Source organism: Corynebacterium sp. KPL3927 (genome assembly GCF_040225835.1).
Taxonomy (GTDB): Bacteria; Actinomycetota; Actinomycetes; order Mycobacteriales; family Mycobacteriaceae; genus Corynebacterium.
This window is the reverse complement of sequence record NZ_JBEHGD010000009.1, coordinates 65,824-84,438: the sequence shown is the minus strand read 5'-3', so window position 1 is coordinate 84,438 and position 18,615 is coordinate 65,824. Positions and strand designations below refer to the sequence as shown.

18 protein-coding genes are annotated in these 18,615 nt (G+C 59.7%); 11 read left to right on the top strand and 7 right to left on the bottom strand.

Translation table 11 applies throughout. The features are described 5' to 3' along the window. Positions 1 to 271: 271 nt before the first annotated feature. Positions 272 to 1,435: a glycoside hydrolase family 25 protein gene (locus ABRP86_RS06400; protein WP_349863174.1), complete on the top strand. Its 1,164-nt coding sequence runs from the start codon at positions 272 to 274 to the stop codon at positions 1,433 to 1,435. On the opposite strand, the gene ABRP86_RS06395 is transcribed toward ABRP86_RS06400, so the two are convergent. Further along, on the bottom strand, positions 1,416 to 2,252 hold the full coding sequence (locus ABRP86_RS06395; protein WP_349863172.1) for a spermidine synthase: 837 nt from the start codon (positions 2,250 to 2,252) through the stop codon (positions 1,416 to 1,418). The genes ABRP86_RS06400 and ABRP86_RS06395 overlap by 20 nt on opposite strands. A gap of 97 nt (positions 2,253 to 2,349) precedes the next feature. On the opposite strand from ABRP86_RS06395, the gene mnmA reads away from it, so the two are divergent. Next, complete coding sequence (gene mnmA / locus ABRP86_RS06390) at positions 2,350 to 3,435, top strand: tRNA 2-thiouridine(34) synthase MnmA (RefSeq protein ID WP_349863170.1); 1,086 nt, start codon at positions 2,350 to 2,352, stop codon at positions 3,433 to 3,435. Then, complete coding sequence (locus tag ABRP86_RS06385; RefSeq protein ID WP_349863167.1) at positions 3,436 to 4,353, top strand: uroporphyrinogen decarboxylase/cobalamine-independent methonine synthase family protein; 918 nt, start codon at positions 3,436 to 3,438, stop codon at positions 4,351 to 4,353. A 295-nt stretch (positions 4,354 to 4,648) separates the two neighbouring features. Here ABRP86_RS06385 and ABRP86_RS06380 read toward each other — a convergent pair whose 3' ends face one another. Genes ABRP86_RS06380 through ABRP86_RS06370 form a run of 3 tightly spaced genes read right to left on the bottom strand, consistent with a single transcriptional unit; the run spans position 4,649 to position 6,856 of the window. Further along, positions 4,649 to 5,647: a serine hydrolase domain-containing protein gene (locus ABRP86_RS06380; RefSeq protein WP_349863165.1), complete on the bottom strand. Its 999-nt coding sequence runs from the start codon at positions 5,645 to 5,647 to the stop codon at positions 4,649 to 4,651. Next, the gene (locus tag ABRP86_RS06375) at positions 5,647 to 6,144 is read right to left on the bottom strand and encodes an ArsR/SmtB family transcription factor (RefSeq protein WP_349863164.1); all 498 of its coding nucleotides are present in this window, start codon (positions 6,142 to 6,144) and stop codon (positions 5,647 to 5,649) included. The genes ABRP86_RS06380 and ABRP86_RS06375 overlap by 1 nt, the downstream gene beginning before the upstream one ends. A 40-nt stretch (positions 6,145 to 6,184) precedes the next feature. Continuing rightward, complete coding sequence (locus ABRP86_RS06370) at positions 6,185 to 6,856, bottom strand: 3'-5' exonuclease (protein WP_349863181.1); 672 nt, start codon at positions 6,854 to 6,856, stop codon at positions 6,185 to 6,187. Positions 6,857 to 6,901: 45 nt separating this feature from the next. On the opposite strand from ABRP86_RS06370, the gene ligA reads away from it, so the two are divergent. Further along, positions 6,902 to 8,971, top strand: a complete 2,070-nt coding sequence (gene ligA, locus ABRP86_RS06365) for an NAD-dependent DNA ligase LigA (RefSeq protein WP_502880306.1) — start codon at positions 6,902 to 6,904, stop codon at positions 8,969 to 8,971. A 16-nt stretch (positions 8,972 to 8,987) separates the two neighbouring features. Here the strand turns inward: ligA and ABRP86_RS06360 are convergent, their stop codons facing one another. Continuing rightward, positions 8,988 to 9,650 carry an ACT domain-containing protein gene (locus tag ABRP86_RS06360; RefSeq protein ID WP_349863160.1) on the bottom strand — a complete coding sequence of 221 codons (663 nt, stop codon included), beginning with the start codon at positions 9,648 to 9,650 and terminating at the stop codon, positions 8,988 to 8,990. A gap of 199 nt (positions 9,651 to 9,849) precedes the next feature. On the opposite strand from ABRP86_RS06360, the gene gatC reads away from it, so the two are divergent. The 3 genes from gatC to ABRP86_RS06345 all read left to right on the top strand — a co-directional run bounded on the left by gatC (position 9,850) and on the right by ABRP86_RS06345 (position 12,272). Continuing rightward, positions 9,850 to 10,146: an Asp-tRNA(Asn)/Glu-tRNA(Gln) amidotransferase subunit GatC gene (gatC, locus tag ABRP86_RS06355; protein WP_349853134.1), complete on the top strand. Its 297-nt coding sequence runs from the start codon at positions 9,850 to 9,852 to the stop codon at positions 10,144 to 10,146. Next, complete coding sequence (gene gatA / locus ABRP86_RS06350) at positions 10,147 to 11,634, top strand: Asp-tRNA(Asn)/Glu-tRNA(Gln) amidotransferase subunit GatA (protein WP_349863158.1); 1,488 nt, start codon at positions 10,147 to 10,149, stop codon at positions 11,632 to 11,634. 104 nt (positions 11,635 to 11,738) lie between these two features. Then, positions 11,739 to 12,272, top strand: coding sequence for an META domain-containing protein (locus tag ABRP86_RS06345; protein ID WP_349863156.1), 534 nt, complete (start codon positions 11,739 to 11,741; stop codon positions 12,270 to 12,272). A 77-nt stretch (positions 12,273 to 12,349) separates the two neighbouring features. Here ABRP86_RS06345 and ABRP86_RS06340 read toward each other — a convergent pair whose 3' ends face one another. Beyond that, positions 12,350 to 12,673: a hypothetical protein gene (locus ABRP86_RS06340; RefSeq protein WP_349863155.1), complete on the bottom strand. Its 324-nt coding sequence runs from the start codon at positions 12,671 to 12,673 to the stop codon at positions 12,350 to 12,352. A gap of 47 nt (positions 12,674 to 12,720) precedes the next feature. On the opposite strand from ABRP86_RS06340, the gene ABRP86_RS06335 reads away from it, so the two are divergent. The 3 genes from ABRP86_RS06335 to ABRP86_RS06325 all read left to right on the top strand — a co-directional run bounded on the left by ABRP86_RS06335 (position 12,721) and on the right by ABRP86_RS06325 (position 16,190). Then, entirely contained in the window at positions 12,721 to 14,097 is a 1,377-nt protein-coding gene (locus tag ABRP86_RS06335; protein WP_349863153.1) for a DHA2 family efflux MFS transporter permease subunit, read from the top strand. A 23-nt stretch (positions 14,098 to 14,120) separates the two neighbouring features. Then, positions 14,121 to 15,152 carry an ATP-dependent 6-phosphofructokinase gene (locus ABRP86_RS06330; protein ID WP_349853139.1) on the top strand — a complete coding sequence of 344 codons (1,032 nt, stop codon included), beginning with the start codon at positions 14,121 to 14,123 and terminating at the stop codon, positions 15,150 to 15,152. 72 nt (positions 15,153 to 15,224) lie between these two features. Further along, on the top strand, positions 15,225 to 16,190 hold the full coding sequence (locus tag ABRP86_RS06325; protein WP_349863151.1) for a bile acid:sodium symporter family protein: 966 nt from the start codon (positions 15,225 to 15,227) through the stop codon (positions 16,188 to 16,190). On the opposite strand, the gene ABRP86_RS06320 is transcribed toward ABRP86_RS06325, so the two are convergent. Then, positions 16,187 to 16,972 (bottom strand): DUF4261 domain-containing protein, encoded by a 786-nt coding sequence (locus tag ABRP86_RS06320; protein WP_349863149.1) that lies wholly within the window; start codon positions 16,970 to 16,972, stop codon positions 16,187 to 16,189. The two genes, ABRP86_RS06325 and ABRP86_RS06320, sit on opposite strands and share 4 nt — an antisense overlap. 57 nt (positions 16,973 to 17,029) lie before the next feature. Here ABRP86_RS06320 and gatB point away from each other — a divergent pair, with 57 nt between their 5' ends. Then, positions 17,030 to 18,535 carry an Asp-tRNA(Asn)/Glu-tRNA(Gln) amidotransferase subunit GatB gene (gene gatB, locus ABRP86_RS06315; protein WP_349863147.1) on the top strand — a complete coding sequence of 502 codons (1,506 nt, stop codon included), beginning with the start codon at positions 17,030 to 17,032 and terminating at the stop codon, positions 18,533 to 18,535. The last annotated feature ends 80 nt before the right edge of the window (positions 18,536 to 18,615 follow it).

The window sequence follows — 18,615 nt, the reverse complement described above, 5'->3', positions numbered from 1 at the left end:
GTTAACTGACGGTGACCGCCCCACTATTTCCGGGGCTCACCATCAGCAAGCGTTACACCACACTAAAGGACGCAACCCCGAATTTCGCACTAAGTTTCTAATTTCCATAGATTTACCATAAGGCAACCACTAGACCCGCGCAAGCTGAAAAGCGAATATATGTTCTGGATGGTACATTTCCAGCGATACTGTCTACGCGAGTGAAAAATTTGTCTCCATGATGCGTGTGTTGCACATGTGGTTAGTGTGAATGGTTGTTAGACTCTCGCGCATGACAACTATGAGGGCATTCCGCAAGAGCATCATCGCGATTATCGCTGCAGTTGCAGTCACGGTGAGCGGGACCGCTGCCGCGCAGGCAGCACTGGGAACCAACGCACCGAAAGGCATTGATATTGCTGCCCACCAGCACCCCGGTGGCATGCCTATTGACTGGAATAAGGTGAAATCTGACGGCCAGTCCTTCGCCTTTGTTAAGGCAACCGAGGGTGGAGACTGGATTAACCCGCACTACGTTAAGGATATTCAGGCGGCCAATGCGCACGGCCTGAAGACTGGCGCATACCATTATGCGCGTCCGGCTGGCGATGCGAAGACGCAGGCTGCTAATTTCGCGGCGCAGATTGCGTTGGCGCCGAACCAGACGTTGCCGCCGGTGCTTGATATCGAGGTCTCCGAGGGCAAGTCGGCCTCCCAGCTGGAGAGCTGGATCGAGGAATTTACCTCCGAGCTCAAACATCTGACCAACCGCACCCCAATGATTTATACCTACAAGTACTTCTGGATGGGCGAGATGAATAACTCCCAGAAGTTCTCCAATATGCCACTGTGGTTGGCGGCATACCAGGATGAAGCCCCGGATCCAGTGGGTGGGTGGCAGAACCTGTCCTTCTGGCAGCGATCCGGATCAGGCAAGGTCGCTGGTATTCCCACCGACGTGGACATGAACCTCTTTAATGGCTCGAAGCAGCAGCTAGAATCTTTTAGCGGCGGCAATTACGTTGATATTGGCGGCGCGCTCGATAGCCTCGTCCTCGACGATGGTGTGGACCTGAGCTCCGATAGCACGCCGCTGATTGGTGCAATCTTCGCCCTTGCGGCTGGTCTCATCGCAATGCCCCAGTTTGCCGATGCCGCCAAAGACGCCGGGCTCGATGCCCAGGCTGCTGAGGGCCTGGCAGATTTTGTGAAGGCCTTGGAAGACGAGGACGCTCTACCTCTCAAGCAACTTGGCAAGATGGCGGTTGGTGACTTCACCGTGGGCGACTTGGCGATGCTGCTAGAAAACGCTGGCCATGTCAATGGCGTCGACAAGGGCGAGGTCTCCGGCGCCCAAGTCGAAGAAGCCAAGGATGCCGCGAAGAAGGCCGGTGCCGATGTCCCCGACTTCGACGCTAATCAGGTGGCCGAGCTGCTCAATCGTGTGCTGAAGTAGCTCCCGCAAAGAATTTTCGGGTCCAGCTTTCATCCTTAAAGTGAGCTGGGACGGCCCCACCTAAGAGTGCCTTTGCCAGCTGAGCGGCTTGTATCGAGCCCTCAGCTGGCAGTTCTGTATCTGAGGCCAGCAAGATGATGTTTCCATACCGGCGTCCCTTGAGCATGGGCGGGTCAGCGATGACGGCGAGGTGGTCGAAGACCTCAGAGAGCCCGGCTAATTCTTGCTTCGCCAGCTGGAGATCCGAGTGGTCGCCGCAGTTGGCCACGTAGAGGCCGCCGGCTGAAAGAGATGACTTCACCGCGCGGAAAAACTCCACCGTCGTCAGGCTTTTCGGGGTTTTATCCCCAGCGAATACATCGCGGATAATGATATCGCGGCTAGCGGGCAGAAAGCCTTCGGTTTCCTTTCGGGCATCGCCGGGGCGGATCTTGACGGTGGGGGAACGGGGGACATCGAAAAGCTCGCGGACTAATTCGCCCAGCTTGGCATCGAGCTCGACCACCGTATGGCGGCTGTCCGGCCACAGGTCGGCGAAGTAGCGTGGAAGTGAGCAGCCGGCCCCGCCGAGGTGGGTAACGCGGAGTTTATTGGGCGAGACCGTATTAAGCTGCTCTACCGCAGCTGCGATCCAGCGCATGTATTCAAAGTCGAGTTCCTGCGGCTCGCCCAGGACGATATGGCTGCTAGGAACGCCATTGACGTTAAGGATATAGGCCCCGTCGCGGAATTCATCCGGCACGACCTCGGCGGTGCCGGTGGAGATCTCGTAGGTGCCGGTAATGCTTGACCTGTTCGCGGCTCGCTTTCTACCCATGGGATTCAAGCTTAGGGAATGGAATCGATTTAAGCTGCGTTGGGGCAAGGGAGTACACTTTCGGGCCTGTAGTCGAGGTATTTAAAAGGGGAATGCAATGCGAATATTGGTAGCAATGTCTGGCGGCGTGGACTCATCTGTCGCCGCCGCCCGGGCGGTGGAGGCTGGCCACGATGTCGTCGGCGTGCACCTGGCGCTGCATAAGGACGCGCAGCAAACGCGCGAAAAGGCCCGCGGCTGCTGTTCGCTGGAGGATTCCGCCGATGCCCGCCGCATTTGCGATAAGCTGGGCATTCCGTTTTATGTCTGGGACTTTTCGGAGGAATTCAAGGAAGAGGTCATCACGGACTTCGTGGATTCTTATGCTCGCGGTGAAACCCCGAATCCCTGCCTGCGCTGTAATGAGAAGATTAAATTCCGCGCATTGCTGCAAAAGGGCATGGCCCTAGGCTTTGATGCCGTTGCGACCGGACACTACGCCACGCTTGATGATGACGGTTATATGCGCCGCTCAAAGGATGAGAATAAGGACCAGTCTTATGTGCTCGGCGTCATTTCTGCCGAGGAGCTGGAGCACTGCTTTTTCCCCATCGGTGATACCCCCAAGCCGCAGATCCGCGAAGAGGCTGCGGCGCACGGTTTTTCCACGGCGAAGAAGCCGGATTCTTACGACATCTGCTTCATTCCAGACGGCAATACCCAGCAGTTCTTGGGATCGCGCATCGGGCTTCGCCCCGGCATGATCGTGGACCAAGAGGGCACGGAGCTTAAGGAACATGATGGCGCGTGGAACTACACCATCGGCCAGCGCAAGGGCTTGGACATTAAAGCTCCAGCTGCTGATGGCCGCCCGCGCTACGTCACCGATATCGATGCTGCATCGGGCACGGTGACCGTCGGCGCGCGCGAGGACCTAGCGGTCACCGCCATCCATGCCGATCGCCTGAAGTACCTGCACCCTGGCATGGACGGCGACTTTGAGTGCGAGGTGCAGGTTCGTGCGCACGGTTCCGTAGTGCCGTGCATCGCTCACGTGGACCGCGCCGCTGATTCGATGCGCTTGGAACTCAAGGAGCCACTGTCTGGCGTTGCCCGTGGACAGGCCGCGGTGCTGTACTTGCCTTCCCCCGATGACCTCGGCGATATCGTCATCGGTTCCGGCACCATCTGCGAGACCCTGTAGATGACGGGATTCGCACTCGGCCCCTTGCCCGGCACGTCCATGGCGGAGGCAGCGGACATCATCATTGGCGAGACCGAGCTCCCCGCCATCCCGCAGCTGCCGGAACGCGGGCTGGGCTCCGATTCGGTAGGGCGCACCGCCAGCATGCTCGAGGCCATCACCATTGACCGCGGGCCCCGTTCCTGGCGCATGACGGCTCGGCCCCAGCTGCTTACCCGCCGCGCGTGGGATCGCCTCGAGCGCGACCTCGATGAGGTGCAGCAGGTCTGGGGAGAGACCGTCCCTCGCATCAAGGTGCAGGCGCTTGGCCCATGGTCGCTGGCGGCCAGCATCGAACTTGCCGATGGCCACCGCGTCCTCACCGATCCCGGTGCCTTTGCAGAGCTTTCCGATGCCCTGCTGCACGGCCTCCGCACCCACGCCACCGACGTCGCACGCCGCTTCCACGGCGAGGTCGTGGTGCAACTGGATGAGCCGCTGCTTGCCGATGTCATCGCCGGCCGCATTCCAGGAACCACCGACTTTGATTCGATCCCCGCCGTCCCTGATGAGGTGGCACTCGAGACCCTCCTGCGGTTTGAGGTGGATTATCTCCACGCTCCGCCGCTGTGGTCGGTGGCTAGGTCCGCGAAGACATTCCTCGTTGATGCGCGCTACCGCGACCGCCTTTCTACCCCTAAGCATTTCGACGGGATGGGCGAGCACTTGTCCGAAGGCCGCCGGGTCGGCGTTCCACTTTCCGGCACTAACGCGCGGGACGAGGCGATTTCGCTTGCCCGCCACTTGGACCGCATTGGCATGCCGCGTGAGCTGCTCGTGGACCACTTTGACGTGTTTCCGGCTCGGGCATCGGCAAGCTCATTGCGCTCTGTAACCGAGACCGCCGCGATCCTCACCCGCGATGCGGGCGACCTTTAAGTGGCGCGCCCGAGGCTATCTGTCTTCGGAGACTTTTCACTGCGGTCTGTGTAAATACGCCAGGCGACGGTGCCCATGTGTAGGGAGCAAGCGGCTACGAGAGCGTACCACCATCCGTAGTTGACTTCCCTGTACCACGGAACTGCGTTACCAATGAAGGCGATTATGACGATGCTGATAATCGCTGACGCGATAAGCATACCCGGGGAAGATGGTTTTTGAGCGCTTTCCACGTGCCCCAGACTTCGGATGCGGTGATGGCGGCAAGGATTAGGGTGGTAATCATTGGAATTCCTTAAATGTCATCGAATAGCGCTTGGGCGAGGTCACTAGTCCACATCGGGGTGTCATTATTGGCGAAGGCTGCGCGCTTATTTTCCGGATCTATGATGAGCATTGTGGAGTAGCCACCCGTTCCGCCGTCGTGCCAGAAGCTTTGGTTGTCTTCACTTTTTTGCCAGCCATAGGCCATATCGCCGTTATCCATAATCCACTCAGCGAAAGCTGCCATGTCATGTGCGGTTGACCGTAGTGCGCCCGCTGCGGCATTGCTGCCTCCCATCTCCCATGGATCGGCCTCCCGGCCGGTGGCAGTAAGGCCCCGTGGGGCATCATCGGGGACCGCCCCTGGGGTCATGAGGTAGGTCTCCGCCATTCCGGCGGGTTGCAAGATCCTCTCGTGGAGCAGTTCTTCATAGGGTGTATCGGCAGCCGTTTCCAGGAGGTGGCCGAGCAGTCCATATCCCATATTGGAATAAGTCTCTGTTCCACGATCTTTAAGATCCGCTTCGGTGGCGGTATCGAGGATATCTTGGGTTGTTTTTCCTGCGTAGGGATTAGCACCAGTGACGGCCGCGATTACATCAGCGAAAATATTCCCTTGTGCTAGCCGGGGTAATCCTGAGGTGTGGTTGAGCAACTCTTGCACCGTGACCTCGGAAATGGGTGCTTGGCCAACATCCAGTACATCGCCCACGGTGGTGTCAAGGCTTATCTTTCCTTCTTCCACAAGCTGATGAGCTAATTCTGCGGTGAACATCTTGGTCACCGAACCGATTTCCACCTCGGTGTGTTCATCCGTGCCAAGTCCTGCGAAGGTGGCTTTCCCATCGTGCAGCGTGAAGGCGGTGAGATTATTGAAACCCGCCTCGGTGTGTTTGCGCAGTGTGGCGGAAAGTTCGGCGTCGCCGGTTTCTGTGGTGGCCACAGCGATCCGCTGGGGTCCAATCACGAGTAAGAGGGCCGCTGACATGGTGGTGACGGTGATGGCTAGCGCCATGTTTCGCTTTCGCATTAGTGATCCTCGCTTGCGGTAATGATCGTGAGCAGAGGAATGACGCGGGCCGCGCGGATTGAGTATTCCCCGTTTGTCTTGGTGGTCCAGCCACCATTAGTCAGCGCACTGAGGTGGTGGTACGCAGTACCAGTGGAGGTAACGATTTCCTCTTCCACAAGGTCTGTGGCAGTGGCTGGTGAGCTGAGGAGGCGGCGCAGGATTTCACCGCGCACGGGGTGCGCCAATGCGGCGAGGCGCTCGAGATTATCGGACCAGTCTCCACCGGTCACTGTGTCTGTTGGGCGCTGCCATTGGTAGACATAGGAGCCTAGGCCGGTGGTGATGTTGCCGCCAAAAATGACGGACCCCTCAGGAAGCTGGTCAGAAGGTTCAAGCGCATCCGCAAGCCACATGGTGGACTCGCTTGCGGATGATTCGATGGGATCAGGGGCGGGGTTTTCGAGTTTGGTGACGCGAGCCTCAAGGTGGGCAATGCGCGATTCTAAAGAATCCATATTTCTAGAATTCCAAAACTCTAGAAATATGGCAAGGGGATTAGGAAATCATGGGCCATGCGGTGGAGACATCGGAGGCATCGCGACCCTTGCCCTCCAGATACTTCTTAAACGCGATTCGGTCCTCGTACCACTTGACTGCTTGGAACTCCATGAGCTCGTTGGCGTCCATCTGGGCCAAGTTGGGGTAGTGCTGGCGCACCTGCTTCCAGGCCACGCGGGCGGCAGCGAGGGCATCGGCAGTGGCCTCGTGCGCATTGCCCAATTCCACGCCGTAGTGCTCGCACACCGCGCCGAGGGTGCGCTTTCCCTTGCGCCACTTATCGCTCACGCGATCAATGACGTACGGATCGAAGACCGGGCCTGTGACCGTGAAATCGCCGGTGAGACTCCGCAGCACGGTGAGGTCGAAGGCCGCGTTATAGACGATGAGCGTCAGGCCGTCCTCCCACGCGGACTTGATGGCATCAACCGTGTCCTTGAGGACCTCCTCGTGCGGACGGCCTTCTGCCTGGGCCTTTTCCGTTGTGATCCCATGCACGTCGGTGGCGGCTTGGGGGATCTCGATGCCAGGATCCGCAAGGTGCTCCACCTTCTGGACATCGCGGCCGTCAATTCGGACTAGGGCAGAGGTAACGATGCGGGCGTCTTTGGGGTTGGCGGAGGTGGTCTCAAGGTCGAAGGCGAGCATGCGGGAGGCGTCGAAGTTCATGGTCCATACCTTAGTAGCTAGCCCGGACATGGGGGATCGCTAGACTTGGATACCGTGACTAATCCAGCTGATGTGCAACGTGAATGGAACGACCTGGCACAGGAAGTGCGCCGCCACCGCAACCTGTATTACAACGGTGAACCGGCAATTCCCGATGCGGACTTTGATGCGCTTTTCCAGCGCCTGATGGACCTAGAAAAGCAGCATCCGGAGCTGGCGGTTCCGGATTCGCCGACCCAGCAGGTAGGTGCTGCGCCGAACGCCGGCGAGGATATTGAGCACCTCGAGCTCATGATGAGCCTCGATAACGTCTTTAGCGCCGGTGAGATGCAGGACTGGCTGGATAGGACGCCCGCCAAAACCTACCTGACGGAGCTGAAGATCGATGGCCTCTCCATCGACTTGGTCTACCGCAACGGGCGCTTAGATACCGCTGCTACCCGTGGCGATGGCACCGTGGGCGAGGAAATTACCGCCAATGCGCGGGTTATTTCTGATATCCCGCACGAGCTTACGGGCACCGATGAGTACCCAGTCCCGGAACTCATTGAAATCCGCGGCGAGGTCTATATGCGCCCCGAGGACTTCGAAGAAATCAATGAGGAGCGCGCGGCAGACGGCAAGGCGCGGTTTGCCAATCCCCGCAACGCTGCGGCCGGCGGACTGCGCATGAAGGATCCCGCCGAGGTGAAAAAACGCCGCCTGCGTATGGTGTGTCACGGCCTAGGCGCGCGCGAGGGATTTTCCCCCTCCTCCCAGCACGACGCCTATAAGGCCATCGCCGCATGGGGCTTGCCCGTCTCGCCCTATACCAAGCAGGTCCACTCCGCCGCAGAAGTACAAGAGGAAGTATCTTACTGGGCCGAACACCGCCACGATGCGATTTTTGAAATGGATGGGCTCGTGGTCAAGGTGGACGATTTGGGCTCACAGCGCCAGCTCGGGGCCACCTCCCGCGCACCCCGCTGGGCCATTGCCTATAAGTACCCGCCTGAAGAGGTCACGACGAAGCTGAAAAACATCGAGGTCGGTGTGGGGCGTACGGGGCGGGTTACCCCCTTTGCCATCATGGAACCGGTCTTTGTCTCCGGCTCCACGGTGTCCATGGCCACCCTGCACAATCAGTCTGAGGTCAAGCGCAAGGGGGTGCTCATTGGAGATACCATTATTATCCGCAAGGCCGGCGAAATCATTCCTGAGGTATTAGGTCCCGTGCGCGAACAGCGCGATGGCAGCGAATACGAATGGAGCTTCCCCACGCAGTGCCCAGCCTGCGGCACGACGCTTGCCCCGCAAAAAGATGGCGATGCTGACTGGCGATGCCCCAATACCCAATCCTGCCCAGCCCAGCTCTCCGCGCGCCTGGAATACCTCGCCTCCCGCAAGGGCCTCGACATTGAGGCGCTGGGGGAGAAGGGTGCTATGGATCTCATCGAAAACGGAATCCTGCTCGATGAATCCGAGCTTTTTGAGCTAACGGAAGAAAAACTGCTTGCTTCCGATGTCTATACGGCCAAGCGCGATACGAAGGATAAGCGCAGCAAAAAAGAGGGCAACGCCAAGGTCAATACCGCGGGCAAGAACCTGCTGCAGAACTTAGAAGAGGTCAAAGACCGCGACTTCTGGCGCGTGCTGGTCTCGCTGTCCATTCGCCACGTCGGCCCCATTGCCGCCCGCGCCTTGGCAGCGCGCTACGGCTCCATGGAAAAGCTGCGTGCCGCTAAGACCGAGGATCTTGCAGAGGTAGACGGTGTGGGTGCAGTCATCGCTGAATCCTTCCACGCCTGGTTCGAGGTGGACTGGCACCGCACCATCGTCGAGAAATGGGCAGAAGCCGGCCTAGCCATGGAGGTAGCCGCCGAGGACAGGAAAGAACAGACCCTAGAGGGCCTGACCATCGTTGTCACCGGCAGCCTCGACGACTTCACGCGCGATTCCGCCAAGGAAGCCATCATCAGCCGCGGCGGAAAGGCAACCGGTTCCGTATCGAAGAAAACCTCCTACCTCGTCGCCGGGGCCAATGCCGGCTCCAAGGAGGACAAGGCCCGCGACCTCGGGGTGCGTATCTTGAACGAAGAGCAATTCCACACGCTCTTAAACACCGGGGAGGTGTAGCCGCGCCGCGCCGGGCTTATTTGAGGAAGGCACCCAAAATCGTGCCGATGTGGCCGAGGTGCTCTACCTCGGAGGCCAAGTATTCTGGCCCGCCGGTACGCCCCATGGCGATGACCATCCCGGTATCTCCCAGAGGAGCGGCGGCCAGGGCGGAATCGAGCAGCGCCCAACTTTCTGGCACCCACTCGTCTTTATCGGGGTGTAGGGTGCGCGCGCTGTCGATGTTGAGGTCGACCGGAATCGTATCGTCATCGGCAGGAGCCGCGTTGGAGGAGGCGACGCGGTGAATGGGCTCGTTATTGTCAATGACGATGGCCCACGTGGAGGTCGCCGCCTTCGGGATGGCCGCGACGACTTCCTCCATCGCTGCCGTAACGTTTGAGGCATTGGCGGCAACGCGCGCTAATAACTCGATCTGCCCGCGCCGGTCCACGCGGCCGCTGAAGGGCCGGATGGAATCAACTTCCACGCCATGGACTGAGGCGGCGGCGGTAATGAGGGCATCGGCCATTGCGTCTGCGGGAATCTCAATGACAATGTCATCCATGACGGTGCCATCCGGGAAGGTTTCTACGATGTCAACGGATTGGATATTGCCGTCAACCAGCCCGAAGGCCTCCGAAAGCTGGCCCAAACTACCAGGGGTATCGGGAAGCAGGACACGGATTAGGTAAGACATTAAGTCGCACGCTTTCAGTAGCTTGTAGTCCCATTTACGATACCTGGGTCACAGTACGGCGTTCAAGGGGCAATAATTCGGGGTGACTCGGCAACTGCGCGGGTAGGTGCAGTATTATGGAGCCTTAGCAATTTACATAGTACGCGCGGGAAAATAATTTTCACCTGCGCGTCGATTATGGAAAAAGGATGGAGTTCGCGTGTCTGAGATTTCGCGTGATGAGGTAGCCCACCTTGCCAAGCTTTCCCGCCTGGCATTAAGCGATGAAGAGCTAGCCCAATTCGCAAGCCAGATTGATGAAATTGTTGATTCCGTTTCCGCAGTAAGGAACGTGAACACTGAAGGCGTGGAACCGATGAGCCACCCGCACTCCGTGGATGCACCGATGCGCGAAGACGTTATCGTGCGCACCCTTACCGCAGAGCAGGCCTTGGACCAGGCGCCGGCCGTGGAAGATGAGCGATTCGTCGTGCCGCAGATTTTGGGAGGAGAGTAAATGACCAACGTTGTTGTACCTGCGGAGGGACTGACCTCTTTGACCGCCGCCGAGCTCGCGGAGAAGATTCACGCGCGCGAGGTGACCTCCCGCGAGGTTACCCAGGCCTTTTTGGATCGCATTGCAGAAACCAATCCGGAACTTAACTCCTTCCTGCACGTGGGGCAGGAGGAAGCATTGGCGGCTGCCGATGCCGTGGATAAGGCCCTCGACGCCGGCGAAAAGCCCGCATCGGCATTGGCCGGTGTGCCGTTGGCCTTGAAAGACCTGCTGGTTACTACCGATGCCCCCACCACCGCCGCATCCAAGATGCTTGAAGGCTACATGTCTCCGTACGACGCGACGGTGACCAAGCGCCTGCGCGAGGCCGGCATCCCGATCTTGGGCAAGACGAACCTGGATGAGTTTGCGATGGGTTCGTCCAATGAGAACTCCGCCTTTGGCCCAGTTCACAACCCGTATGACACCGAGCGCACCCCGGGTGGCTCCGGTGGCGGCACGGCGGCAGCACTTGCTTCGGGGCAGGCGCCGCTGGGCATTGGTACCGATACCGGCGGTTCCATCCGCCAGCCGGCGGCGCTAACTAATACCGTGGGCGTAAAACCCACCTACGGCACGGTGTCTCGCTATGGCCTGATTGCGGCCGCGTCCTCGCTGGACCAAGCGGGTCCGTGTGGTCGTACGGTGCTCGATACCGCACTCCTGCATGAGGTTATTGCTGGTCACGATGCGTTCGACGCCACCTCGGTGGATAAGCCGGTTGCCCCCGTGGTGGAGGCAGCCCGCGAAGGCGCGAATGGCGATCTGAGCGGCGTCAAGGTTGGCCTTATTAAGCAATTCGAGCGCGATGGCTGGCAAGACGGCGTGATGGAGAACTACCACGCCGCAGTGGAACAGCTGCGCGAGCAGGGCGCCGAAATCGTCGAGGTGGACTGCCCGCACTTCGATGAGGCATTGGCCGCCTACTACCTGATTATGCCGTGTGAGGTCTCGTCCAACCTGGCCCGCTTTGATGGCATGCGCTACGGCCTGCGCGCTGGCGATGACGGCTCCCACTCCGCGGAGCAGGTCATGGCCCAGTCCCGCGCAGAGGGATTTGGTCCCGAGGTCAAGCGCCGCATCATGCTGGGCACGTACGCCCTGTCCGTGGGCTACTACGATGCTTACTACCTGCAGGCGCAGCGCGTGCGCACCCTGGTGGCCCAGGACTTTGCCCGCGCCTTTGAGCAGGCTGACGTATTGGTTTCTCCGACCACCCCAACCACCGCGTTTAAGCTGGGGGAGAAGGTCGAAGACCCCATGGCGATGTACAACTTCGACCTGTGCACCTTGCCATTGAACCTCGCCGGTCTGTGCGGCATGTCCGTGCCTTCCGGCATGGCTGCAGATAGCGACCTGCCTACCGGTTTGCAGATCATGGCACCGGCTTTCCAGGATGATCGCCTGTACAAGGTGGGCGCAGTCTATGAAGCGAAGCGCCAAAAATAGCCACGCTATCTAAAATCGTTGTCACTGTGAAATAGCTGCGGATTAGATAACGATTCGTTTACACCCCTGTCGGAGGCCCATCCGGCAGGGGTAAATTATTGGGTATGACTTTGAAAAAGATTGCAACCGCGACGATGTCCGCTTCCGCCGCTGCGCTCATGGCCATGGGCGTAGCACACGCTGAGGAACCCGCAGCAACCCCCGAGCCCGCAGAAAACCCCGCACCGGTTGAGCCCGGTACCGAGGTAGCAGACTCCACCGCCAAGAGCGACTTGGTGGAATCCCTGCCGGCAGACGCTGACAAGCTGGTGCCGAACATCGAGGGGCAGACCATCACCGGTGAGCTGCAGTCCGTCAAGGAAGACGGCCAGTTCACCGTGGAGTTCGCCAAGGATCAGTCCTTGGTCCTCGATGATGGATGCAATACCTACACCACCTCCTACGATGTGGATAAGGATGGCACCATTCACGTAGGCGACTTCGCCTCCACCAAGGTGACGTGCGATGACCACACCCAGGCACTTTCTGACTCCCTGCGTGACGTCCTCGAGTCCGAGCCTTCCTTCTATGCCCTGCCTGACGGCCAGGCCGCACTGGGCACTGAAGACAATGCCGTTGTCTTCAACGTCGTCGAGTAAATACTCACAAAACCACTCAGCACCATGATCCTCCTTAGCGGGGGACCATGGTGCTGTTGTTTATGTGGCGGGGTGGACTACTTGGCATCGGAAAGCGCGTAGGCGGCGCCTGCAGAGGCGGCCGTCACGGTGAGGACTGCTGGCCAGGAGCCAATCTTCTTTGCCAATGGGTGGGAGGCGCCGAACGCGCCGACATACAGGGCGGATAGGCCCGCTGTCGTGGCTGGGGTGGTCTTCTTGGCCCAAGAGCGGCCGGCCCACAGGCCCGCTGCGCCGAGGATGACGCCGCCGAGCGGGCGAATGCCGGTCTCGCGGGCGGTGACCCAACCACCGATTAGGCCGAGGGTAACGGTGGTGGCGGTGGATACGTCTTGTGGCTTTTTGATATCAATCATGGACATGGTGGCCAGTCTAGGCCTGATTTGTGTGCCCCGCTAGAATTCCTGCCATGACTGTGGAGACTAACCTGCCATCGGAGCGCCAGGCATGGCTCGCCATGTTCGCCCTATCCCTCGGTTTCTTTGTATCCCTGTTGGACCAATCGATGGTGGCCATCGCCCTGCCGGATATTCAAGCGGATTTGGGCGCCACGGTCAATGAAATCATGTGGGTCTCCGCCGCCTTTTTGCTTGCCGTGGTGGTGCCGCTGCTTTTTACGGGGCGGCTTGGTGATGTCCTCGGCCAGCGCGCCCTGTTTTGCATCGGCGTGGCGCTATTTGGGATCGGCGCAGTAGCGTGTGCGCTGGCGCCATCGATAGAAGTGCTCATCGTCGCACGCATCGTGCAGGGCCTAGGGGCCTCGCTGGAGATGCCACAGACGATGTCCGTTATTAACCGGGTATTCGCCCGCGAGCGGCGTGGGCGCGCGCTCGGGGTGTGGGGGATCATCGGCTCCGTGGCGTCATTGGCCGGGCCGCTGATCGGCGGGTTCCTCGTGGCTTCTTTTGGCTGGCAGGCGGCCTTCTGGGTGCATATTCCATTCGTTATCGCCGCCATCGTGCTGGCCCTGCTGTGGATACCGAAGCTGCCGACGACAGCCCAGGACATCGATAAGCCTTCTGCCGTGGTCTCGCTCATTGCGCTTGGTTCCATCGTCTTTGGTATCCAACAAGGCCCAGAGCTGGATTGGGATTGGCGGGTGCTGGTGGTGCTTGCCATTGGCATAGTTGCAAGCATCGCGTTCGTGCGCCTGCAGGCTAGCGCGCAGGATCGTGGCTCTACGCCGCTCTTTCCGGTGGAGCTCTTCCACAACCGCAATTATGCGGCCGGTTCCGTGGGCATTTTGACCATGGGCTTTATGGCGGCTTCGGTCATGTTGCCGGTGATGTTGTGGTTGCAATCGGTTAAGGGGCTATCCGCCGGGGAGGCCGGCATCATCGTGGCTCCCATGGCGCTGGTCTCTATGCTGATGTCACCTATCGCGGGCATTCTTACGGACGCGGTGAATCCGCGTCTGATGGGGCTGGTGGGATTTAGCCTCATGATCGCCTCGCTGTATTTGGCTTGGTGGGTCATGCATGCCGATGCCAATCCGTGGTGGCTGGCATTGCCCATCGCAGCCCTAGGAATTGGCCAGTCCTTTATCTGGGGCTCCAACGCGGCAACGACGTTGCGCGATATTTCACCTCATCACATGGGCGCGGCGTCCGGAGCGTATAACACCTCCCGCCAGGTGGGATCCGTGGTAGGCGTGGCTTTAGTCTCCGCCGTGATGCAAACGGGTAATCCCACCACGGCGATTATCAATTCGATCCTGGTAATTGTTATCGCGCTGGTGGTGGGGCTTATCTCTTCGCTGCGCTACGTGGACACGCTGCATGGATAAAAATCCTGCGCTAAATTGGGGTTATGCGTCTAGCTGTACTGACTTCCGGTGGCGATTGCCCCGGCCTGAATGCTGTAATCCGTGCGGTTGTGCGAACCGCATCCAACGAATTTGGCGATACCGTCGTGGGCTATGAAGACGGGTGGGTTGGCCTTTTAGAAGACCGTCGGCGCGATCTCTACGACGATGCCAGCATCGACCGGATTCTTCTGCGCGGCGGCACCATCTTGGGCACCGGCCGTCTGCACCCCGATAAGTTCAAGGCCGGCTTGGAGCAGATCAAGACGAATATGCGCGAGGCCGAGGTCGACGCCCTCGTCGCCATCGGCGGCGAAGGCACGCTCAAGGGCGCGAAGTGGCTTAACGATAATGGCATCCCCGTCGTGGGCGTGCCGAAGACCATTGACAATGACGTCAACGCCACCGACTACACCTTCGGTTTCGATACTGCGGTATCGGTGGCAACTGATGCGATCGACCGCCTGCACACGACGGCGGAGTCGCACAACCGCATCCTCATCGTGGAGGTCATGGGCCGCCACGTAGGCTGGATTGCTCTGCATGCCGGCATGGCCGGCGGCGCACACTACACGGTGATCCCAGAAGAGCCCTTCGATATCGCGGAAATCACCAAGGCGATGGAACGCCGCTTCCAGATGGGCGAGAAGTACGGCATCATTTGCGTGGCCGAAGGCGCCCTGCCGAAGGAGGGCACCATGGAGTTCGAAGCCGGCGGCGTCGACCAATTTGGCCACCAAACCTTCAACGGGATTGGCCAGGTCATTGGGGATGAAATCAATAAGCGCACCGGCTATGACGTGCGCACCACCGTCTTGGGGCACATTCAGCGCGGCGGCACGCCCACCGCGTATGACCGCGTTCTGGCGACCCGCTATGGCGTGCATGCCGCCCGGGCGGCGCATAATGGGGATTCAGGAATGTGTGTGGCCTTGCACGGCGAAGATATCGACCTCGTGCGACTAGAAGAGGCCGTGGGCACACTAAAGACGGTGCCAGATGCCCGCTACCGCAATGCGCAAGCGCTCTTCGGCTAAAGCTGTTTAGCTCCCCGCTGTCTCGAATATTAAGATCGCCCTCTCACATGGTGGGAGGGTGCTCTTTTGTATATGAGTACCGATAGCGCTACAGAAAAACAGGAAGAACGACAAGCGCTCATCGCGGCGCTGGGTTTTCCCATACTCGTAATCATCGGCGGCATTATTGGTTATCTTGCCCCTGACACCGCGGCATCCTTTGCCCCGCAGGTAACACCGCTGCTGGGCATCGTCATGTTCGGCATGGGTCTTACCCTCAAGCCCGTAGATTTTGCACTCGTGGTGCGCCGACCGCTGCCGGTGGCGCTCGGCGTGGTAGCGCAATTCGTCATCATGCCGCTTATCGCGCTCGCCGTGGTGGCAGTCATGGATCTGCCAGAGGCGGTTGCGGCTGGTGTGATTTTGGTCGGCTGCGCCCCAGGTGGCACGAGCTCTAACGTGGTGTCCTACTTAGCGCGCGGCGATGTCGCGCTTTCGGTGACCATGACCTCCATATCTACGCTCTTGGCTCCCATCCTCACCCCGCTGTTGACCTTGTGGCTGGCGGGTGAATACATGCCGGTTTCCGCGGCATCGATGGCGTGGTCCATCGTGAAGGTGGTGCTCGTCCCGGTCATCGCGGGCATCGTCATCGGCATGCTGCTTCCCCGGCTCGTGGCAAAGGTTCAAGCGGCTTTGCCGTGGATCTCCGTAACCGCGATTGCCTTGATCGTGTGCATCGTGGTCGGCGGCGCGCATGACAATATCGCCACCGCCGGTGCGCTGGTCTTTGCCGCCGTGGTCATTCACAATGCGTGCGGCTATGGGCTGGGCTATCTCGCAGGTCTCTTTACGCGCCAGCCGGTTCCGGTGCGCCGCACCATGGCTGTGGAGGTGGGAATGCAAAATTCCGGGCTAGCCACCAGCCTTGCCTCCTCCTATATGAGCCCACTGGCCGCCTTGCCTGGCGCCGTCTTTTCCGTGTGGCACAACTTGTCCGGCGCTATCTTGGCCGCGCTGTGCCGCTTTAGCGATGCCCGCAAGGGCACAGTCAGTTAAAAATTGATGGTGACAGCGGGGAAGTCTTGGTCTACGAACCAGGGCTCTTCCGTAATGGTGAGCGGGGGTTGGCCTTCCTCGAAGGCTAAGGTATCGCCGCCTTTGACGGTGGCGCCTTGCAGGATGTGGTCGGCGATATTTGCCAGCTTGTAATAGAGGTCCGTGGGATCCATCGAGCTGGTGCGTGCCTGGATTTCCGGGTGACCCGCTTGGACTAGGCCCATGGAGTAGCCGCGGAGCTCGCCGCCCGATTGGGTAATCCACACCGGTGCAATGTGCATGGGTGCGAGGTTATTGCGCACGGCGTCATTAAACATCGCCGGGGAGATGGAGACGTTCCCGCGCGGGTTGTGGATGATGAGGCAATTGGGGTGCTGGGCTACGGCGGACGTCGCCTGGGACAGCAGATCGAGGTGCTCGCGGCGCGGCTCGCGAAATTGATGGGAAAGGTCGTGTTCCTTGTTATCAGGAAGGAGCGAGACGAGCACCTGGGCTCCCGCAGTGTTGAGGTCGCAGGCATCGGCGCTCAAAATGGGGTGGAGGCCGTAACTATCTGGGGTGGGTGCAGAATCAATGGTCTGGTAATGCAAGAGAAACGCGCCATCGATAGGAACTACAAGGCTGCCTGGGTTCTTGCCGGGAGTGATTTCGCCGACGCGCGCAGAAAAGATGCCGCTGACGGCGTCTTTGATCTCATCGGTAGTAGGGGCGGTGGAAAAGACCGCGATGTTGATGAGTGGGGCATCGACAAGCGAATTGTCTACGGTATGTGGAGTCGTCATGACAGTCACCCTAGGGGCTAGCGCGCGAGAGTGCACGGACGTATTAAGATGGCACGCATGACTGCTGCGATGTATGACCTGATGGACTTTGACGAGGTCCTCGACAAGTATGAACCGGTAATGGGCATGGAAGTCCACGTGGAGCTGGATACGGAAACCAAGATGTTTTCCACTTCTGCTACGAACTTCAGCGCAGCCCCTAACTCCAATACCGATCCGGTATCGCTGGGCCTTCCCGGGGCACTTCCCGTGGTTAATTCCAAGGGCGTGGAGGGCGCAATCAAGATCGGCCTGGCACTCAATTGCTCCATCGCGGAATCCTCGCGCTTTGCCCGCAAGAATTACTTCTACCCGGACCAGCCAAAGAACTACCAGATCTCCCAGTACGATGAGCCGATTGCTTATGACGGCTACCTCGACGTCGTGCTGGAAGACGGCACGGAATGGCGCGTGGAAATCGAGCGCGCCCACATGGAAGAAGACACCGGTAAGCTGACCCACCTGGGCGGCGCCGATGGCCGCATCCACGGCGCTACCGCATCCCTGGTGGACTGCAACCGCGCGGGCATCCCGCTCATTGAGATCGTTACCAAGCCCATCATCGGTGCCGGCGAGCGCGCCCCCGAGGTGGCGAAGGCCTATGTATCGGCGCTGCGCGAGCTCGTCGCGGCATTGGGCGTGTCCGATGCCCGCATGGACCAAGGTTCCATGCGCGTGGACTCCAACCTTTCCTTGCGCCCTATCGGCCAAGAAGAATTCGGTACCCGTACCGAGACGAAGAATATCAACTCCATGCGCTCGGTCGAGCAGGCCGTGCGCTTTGAGATGCAGCGCCAGGCACAGGTGCTGGAGGATGGCGGCAGCATCGAGCAGGAGACCCGCCACTACCAAGAGACTGATGGTTCGACCTCTAAGGGCCGGCCGAAGGAGACCGCGGAGGACTACCGCTACTTTAATGACCCGGATTTGCCGCCGGTTATCGCCCCGCGCGAGTGGGTTGAAGAGCTGCACGCAACCCTTCCGGAGCTGCCGTGGATCCGCCGTGCGCGCATCCAGGAGGAGTGGGGCATTAAGGACGAGGAGATGCGCGACCTGGTCAACGCGGGCGCGCTGGATCTCATCGTGGAAACGGTTGAAGCCGGCGCGAAGCCGGATGAGGCTCGTTCCTGGTGGGTGTCCTACCTGGCAGGTAAGGCCAACGAGCAGGACAAGACCCTGGCCGAGCTGGATATCACCCCAGCCCACATCGCCCGCGTTATCGCCCTGGTCAAGGAAGGTAAGTTGACCACCAAGCTTGCGCGCCAGGCCGTCGATGGCGTGTTGGCGGGCGAGGGCGACGTTGATGAGGTCGTCGCCAAGCGCGGCCTCGAGGTCGTACGCGATGACGGCGCTATCGAAAAAGCCGTGGATGATGCATTGGCCGCAAACCCGGACATCGTGGAGAAGTACCGCGCCGGCAATAAGAAGGTCACCGGTGCGATTGTCGGCGCCGTGATGAAGGCGACGCAAGGCAAGGCGGATCCAGGTCAGGTTAATAAGCTGATCGCGGAAAAGCTGAGCTAATACGCCACTAATCTAGCCAGTCTTCGGCCCTGCATCCGGTGGGGTTGGGGGCTGGCTTTCGTGGTTTTTAAATTGACCAT

Coding starts and splice junctions, on each gene's coding strand:
- ABRP86_RS06400 (WP_349863174.1), top strand. CDS start 272: ATGACAACTATGAGGGCATTCCGCAAGAGCATCATCGCGATTATCGCT.
- ABRP86_RS06395 (WP_349863172.1), bottom strand. CDS start 2,252: ATGGGTAGAAAGCGAGCCGCGAACAGGTCAAGCATTACCGGCACCTAC.
- mnmA (WP_349863170.1), top strand. CDS start 2,350: ATGCGAATATTGGTAGCAATGTCTGGCGGCGTGGACTCATCTGTCGCC.
- ABRP86_RS06385 (WP_349863167.1), top strand. CDS start 3,436: ATGACGGGATTCGCACTCGGCCCCTTGCCCGGCACGTCCATGGCGGAG.
- ABRP86_RS06380 (WP_349863165.1), bottom strand. CDS start 5,647: ATGCGAAAGCGAAACATGGCGCTAGCCATCACCGTCACCACCATGTCA.
- ABRP86_RS06375 (WP_349863164.1), bottom strand. CDS start 6,144: ATGGATTCTTTAGAATCGCGCATTGCCCACCTTGAGGCTCGCGTCACC.
- ABRP86_RS06370 (WP_349863181.1), bottom strand. CDS start 6,856: ATGAACTTCGACGCCTCCCGCATGCTCGCCTTCGACCTTGAGACCACC.
- ABRP86_RS06360 (WP_349863160.1), bottom strand. CDS start 9,650: ATGTCTTACCTAATCCGTGTCCTGCTTCCCGATACCCCTGGTAGTTTG.
- gatA (WP_349863158.1), top strand. CDS start 10,147: ATGACCAACGTTGTTGTACCTGCGGAGGGACTGACCTCTTTGACCGCC.
- ABRP86_RS06345 (WP_349863156.1), top strand. CDS start 11,739: ATGACTTTGAAAAAGATTGCAACCGCGACGATGTCCGCTTCCGCCGCT.
- ABRP86_RS06340 (WP_349863155.1), bottom strand. CDS start 12,673: ATGTCCATGATTGATATCAAAAAGCCACAAGACGTATCCACCGCCACC.
- ABRP86_RS06335 (WP_349863153.1), top strand. CDS start 12,721: ATGACTGTGGAGACTAACCTGCCATCGGAGCGCCAGGCATGGCTCGCC.
- ABRP86_RS06330 (WP_349853139.1), top strand. CDS start 14,121: ATGCGTCTAGCTGTACTGACTTCCGGTGGCGATTGCCCCGGCCTGAAT.
- ABRP86_RS06325 (WP_349863151.1), top strand. CDS start 15,225: ATGAGTACCGATAGCGCTACAGAAAAACAGGAAGAACGACAAGCGCTC.
- ABRP86_RS06320 (WP_349863149.1), bottom strand. CDS start 16,972: ATGACGACTCCACATACCGTAGACAATTCGCTTGTCGATGCCCCACTC.
- gatB (WP_349863147.1), top strand. CDS start 17,030: ATGACTGCTGCGATGTATGACCTGATGGACTTTGACGAGGTCCTCGAC.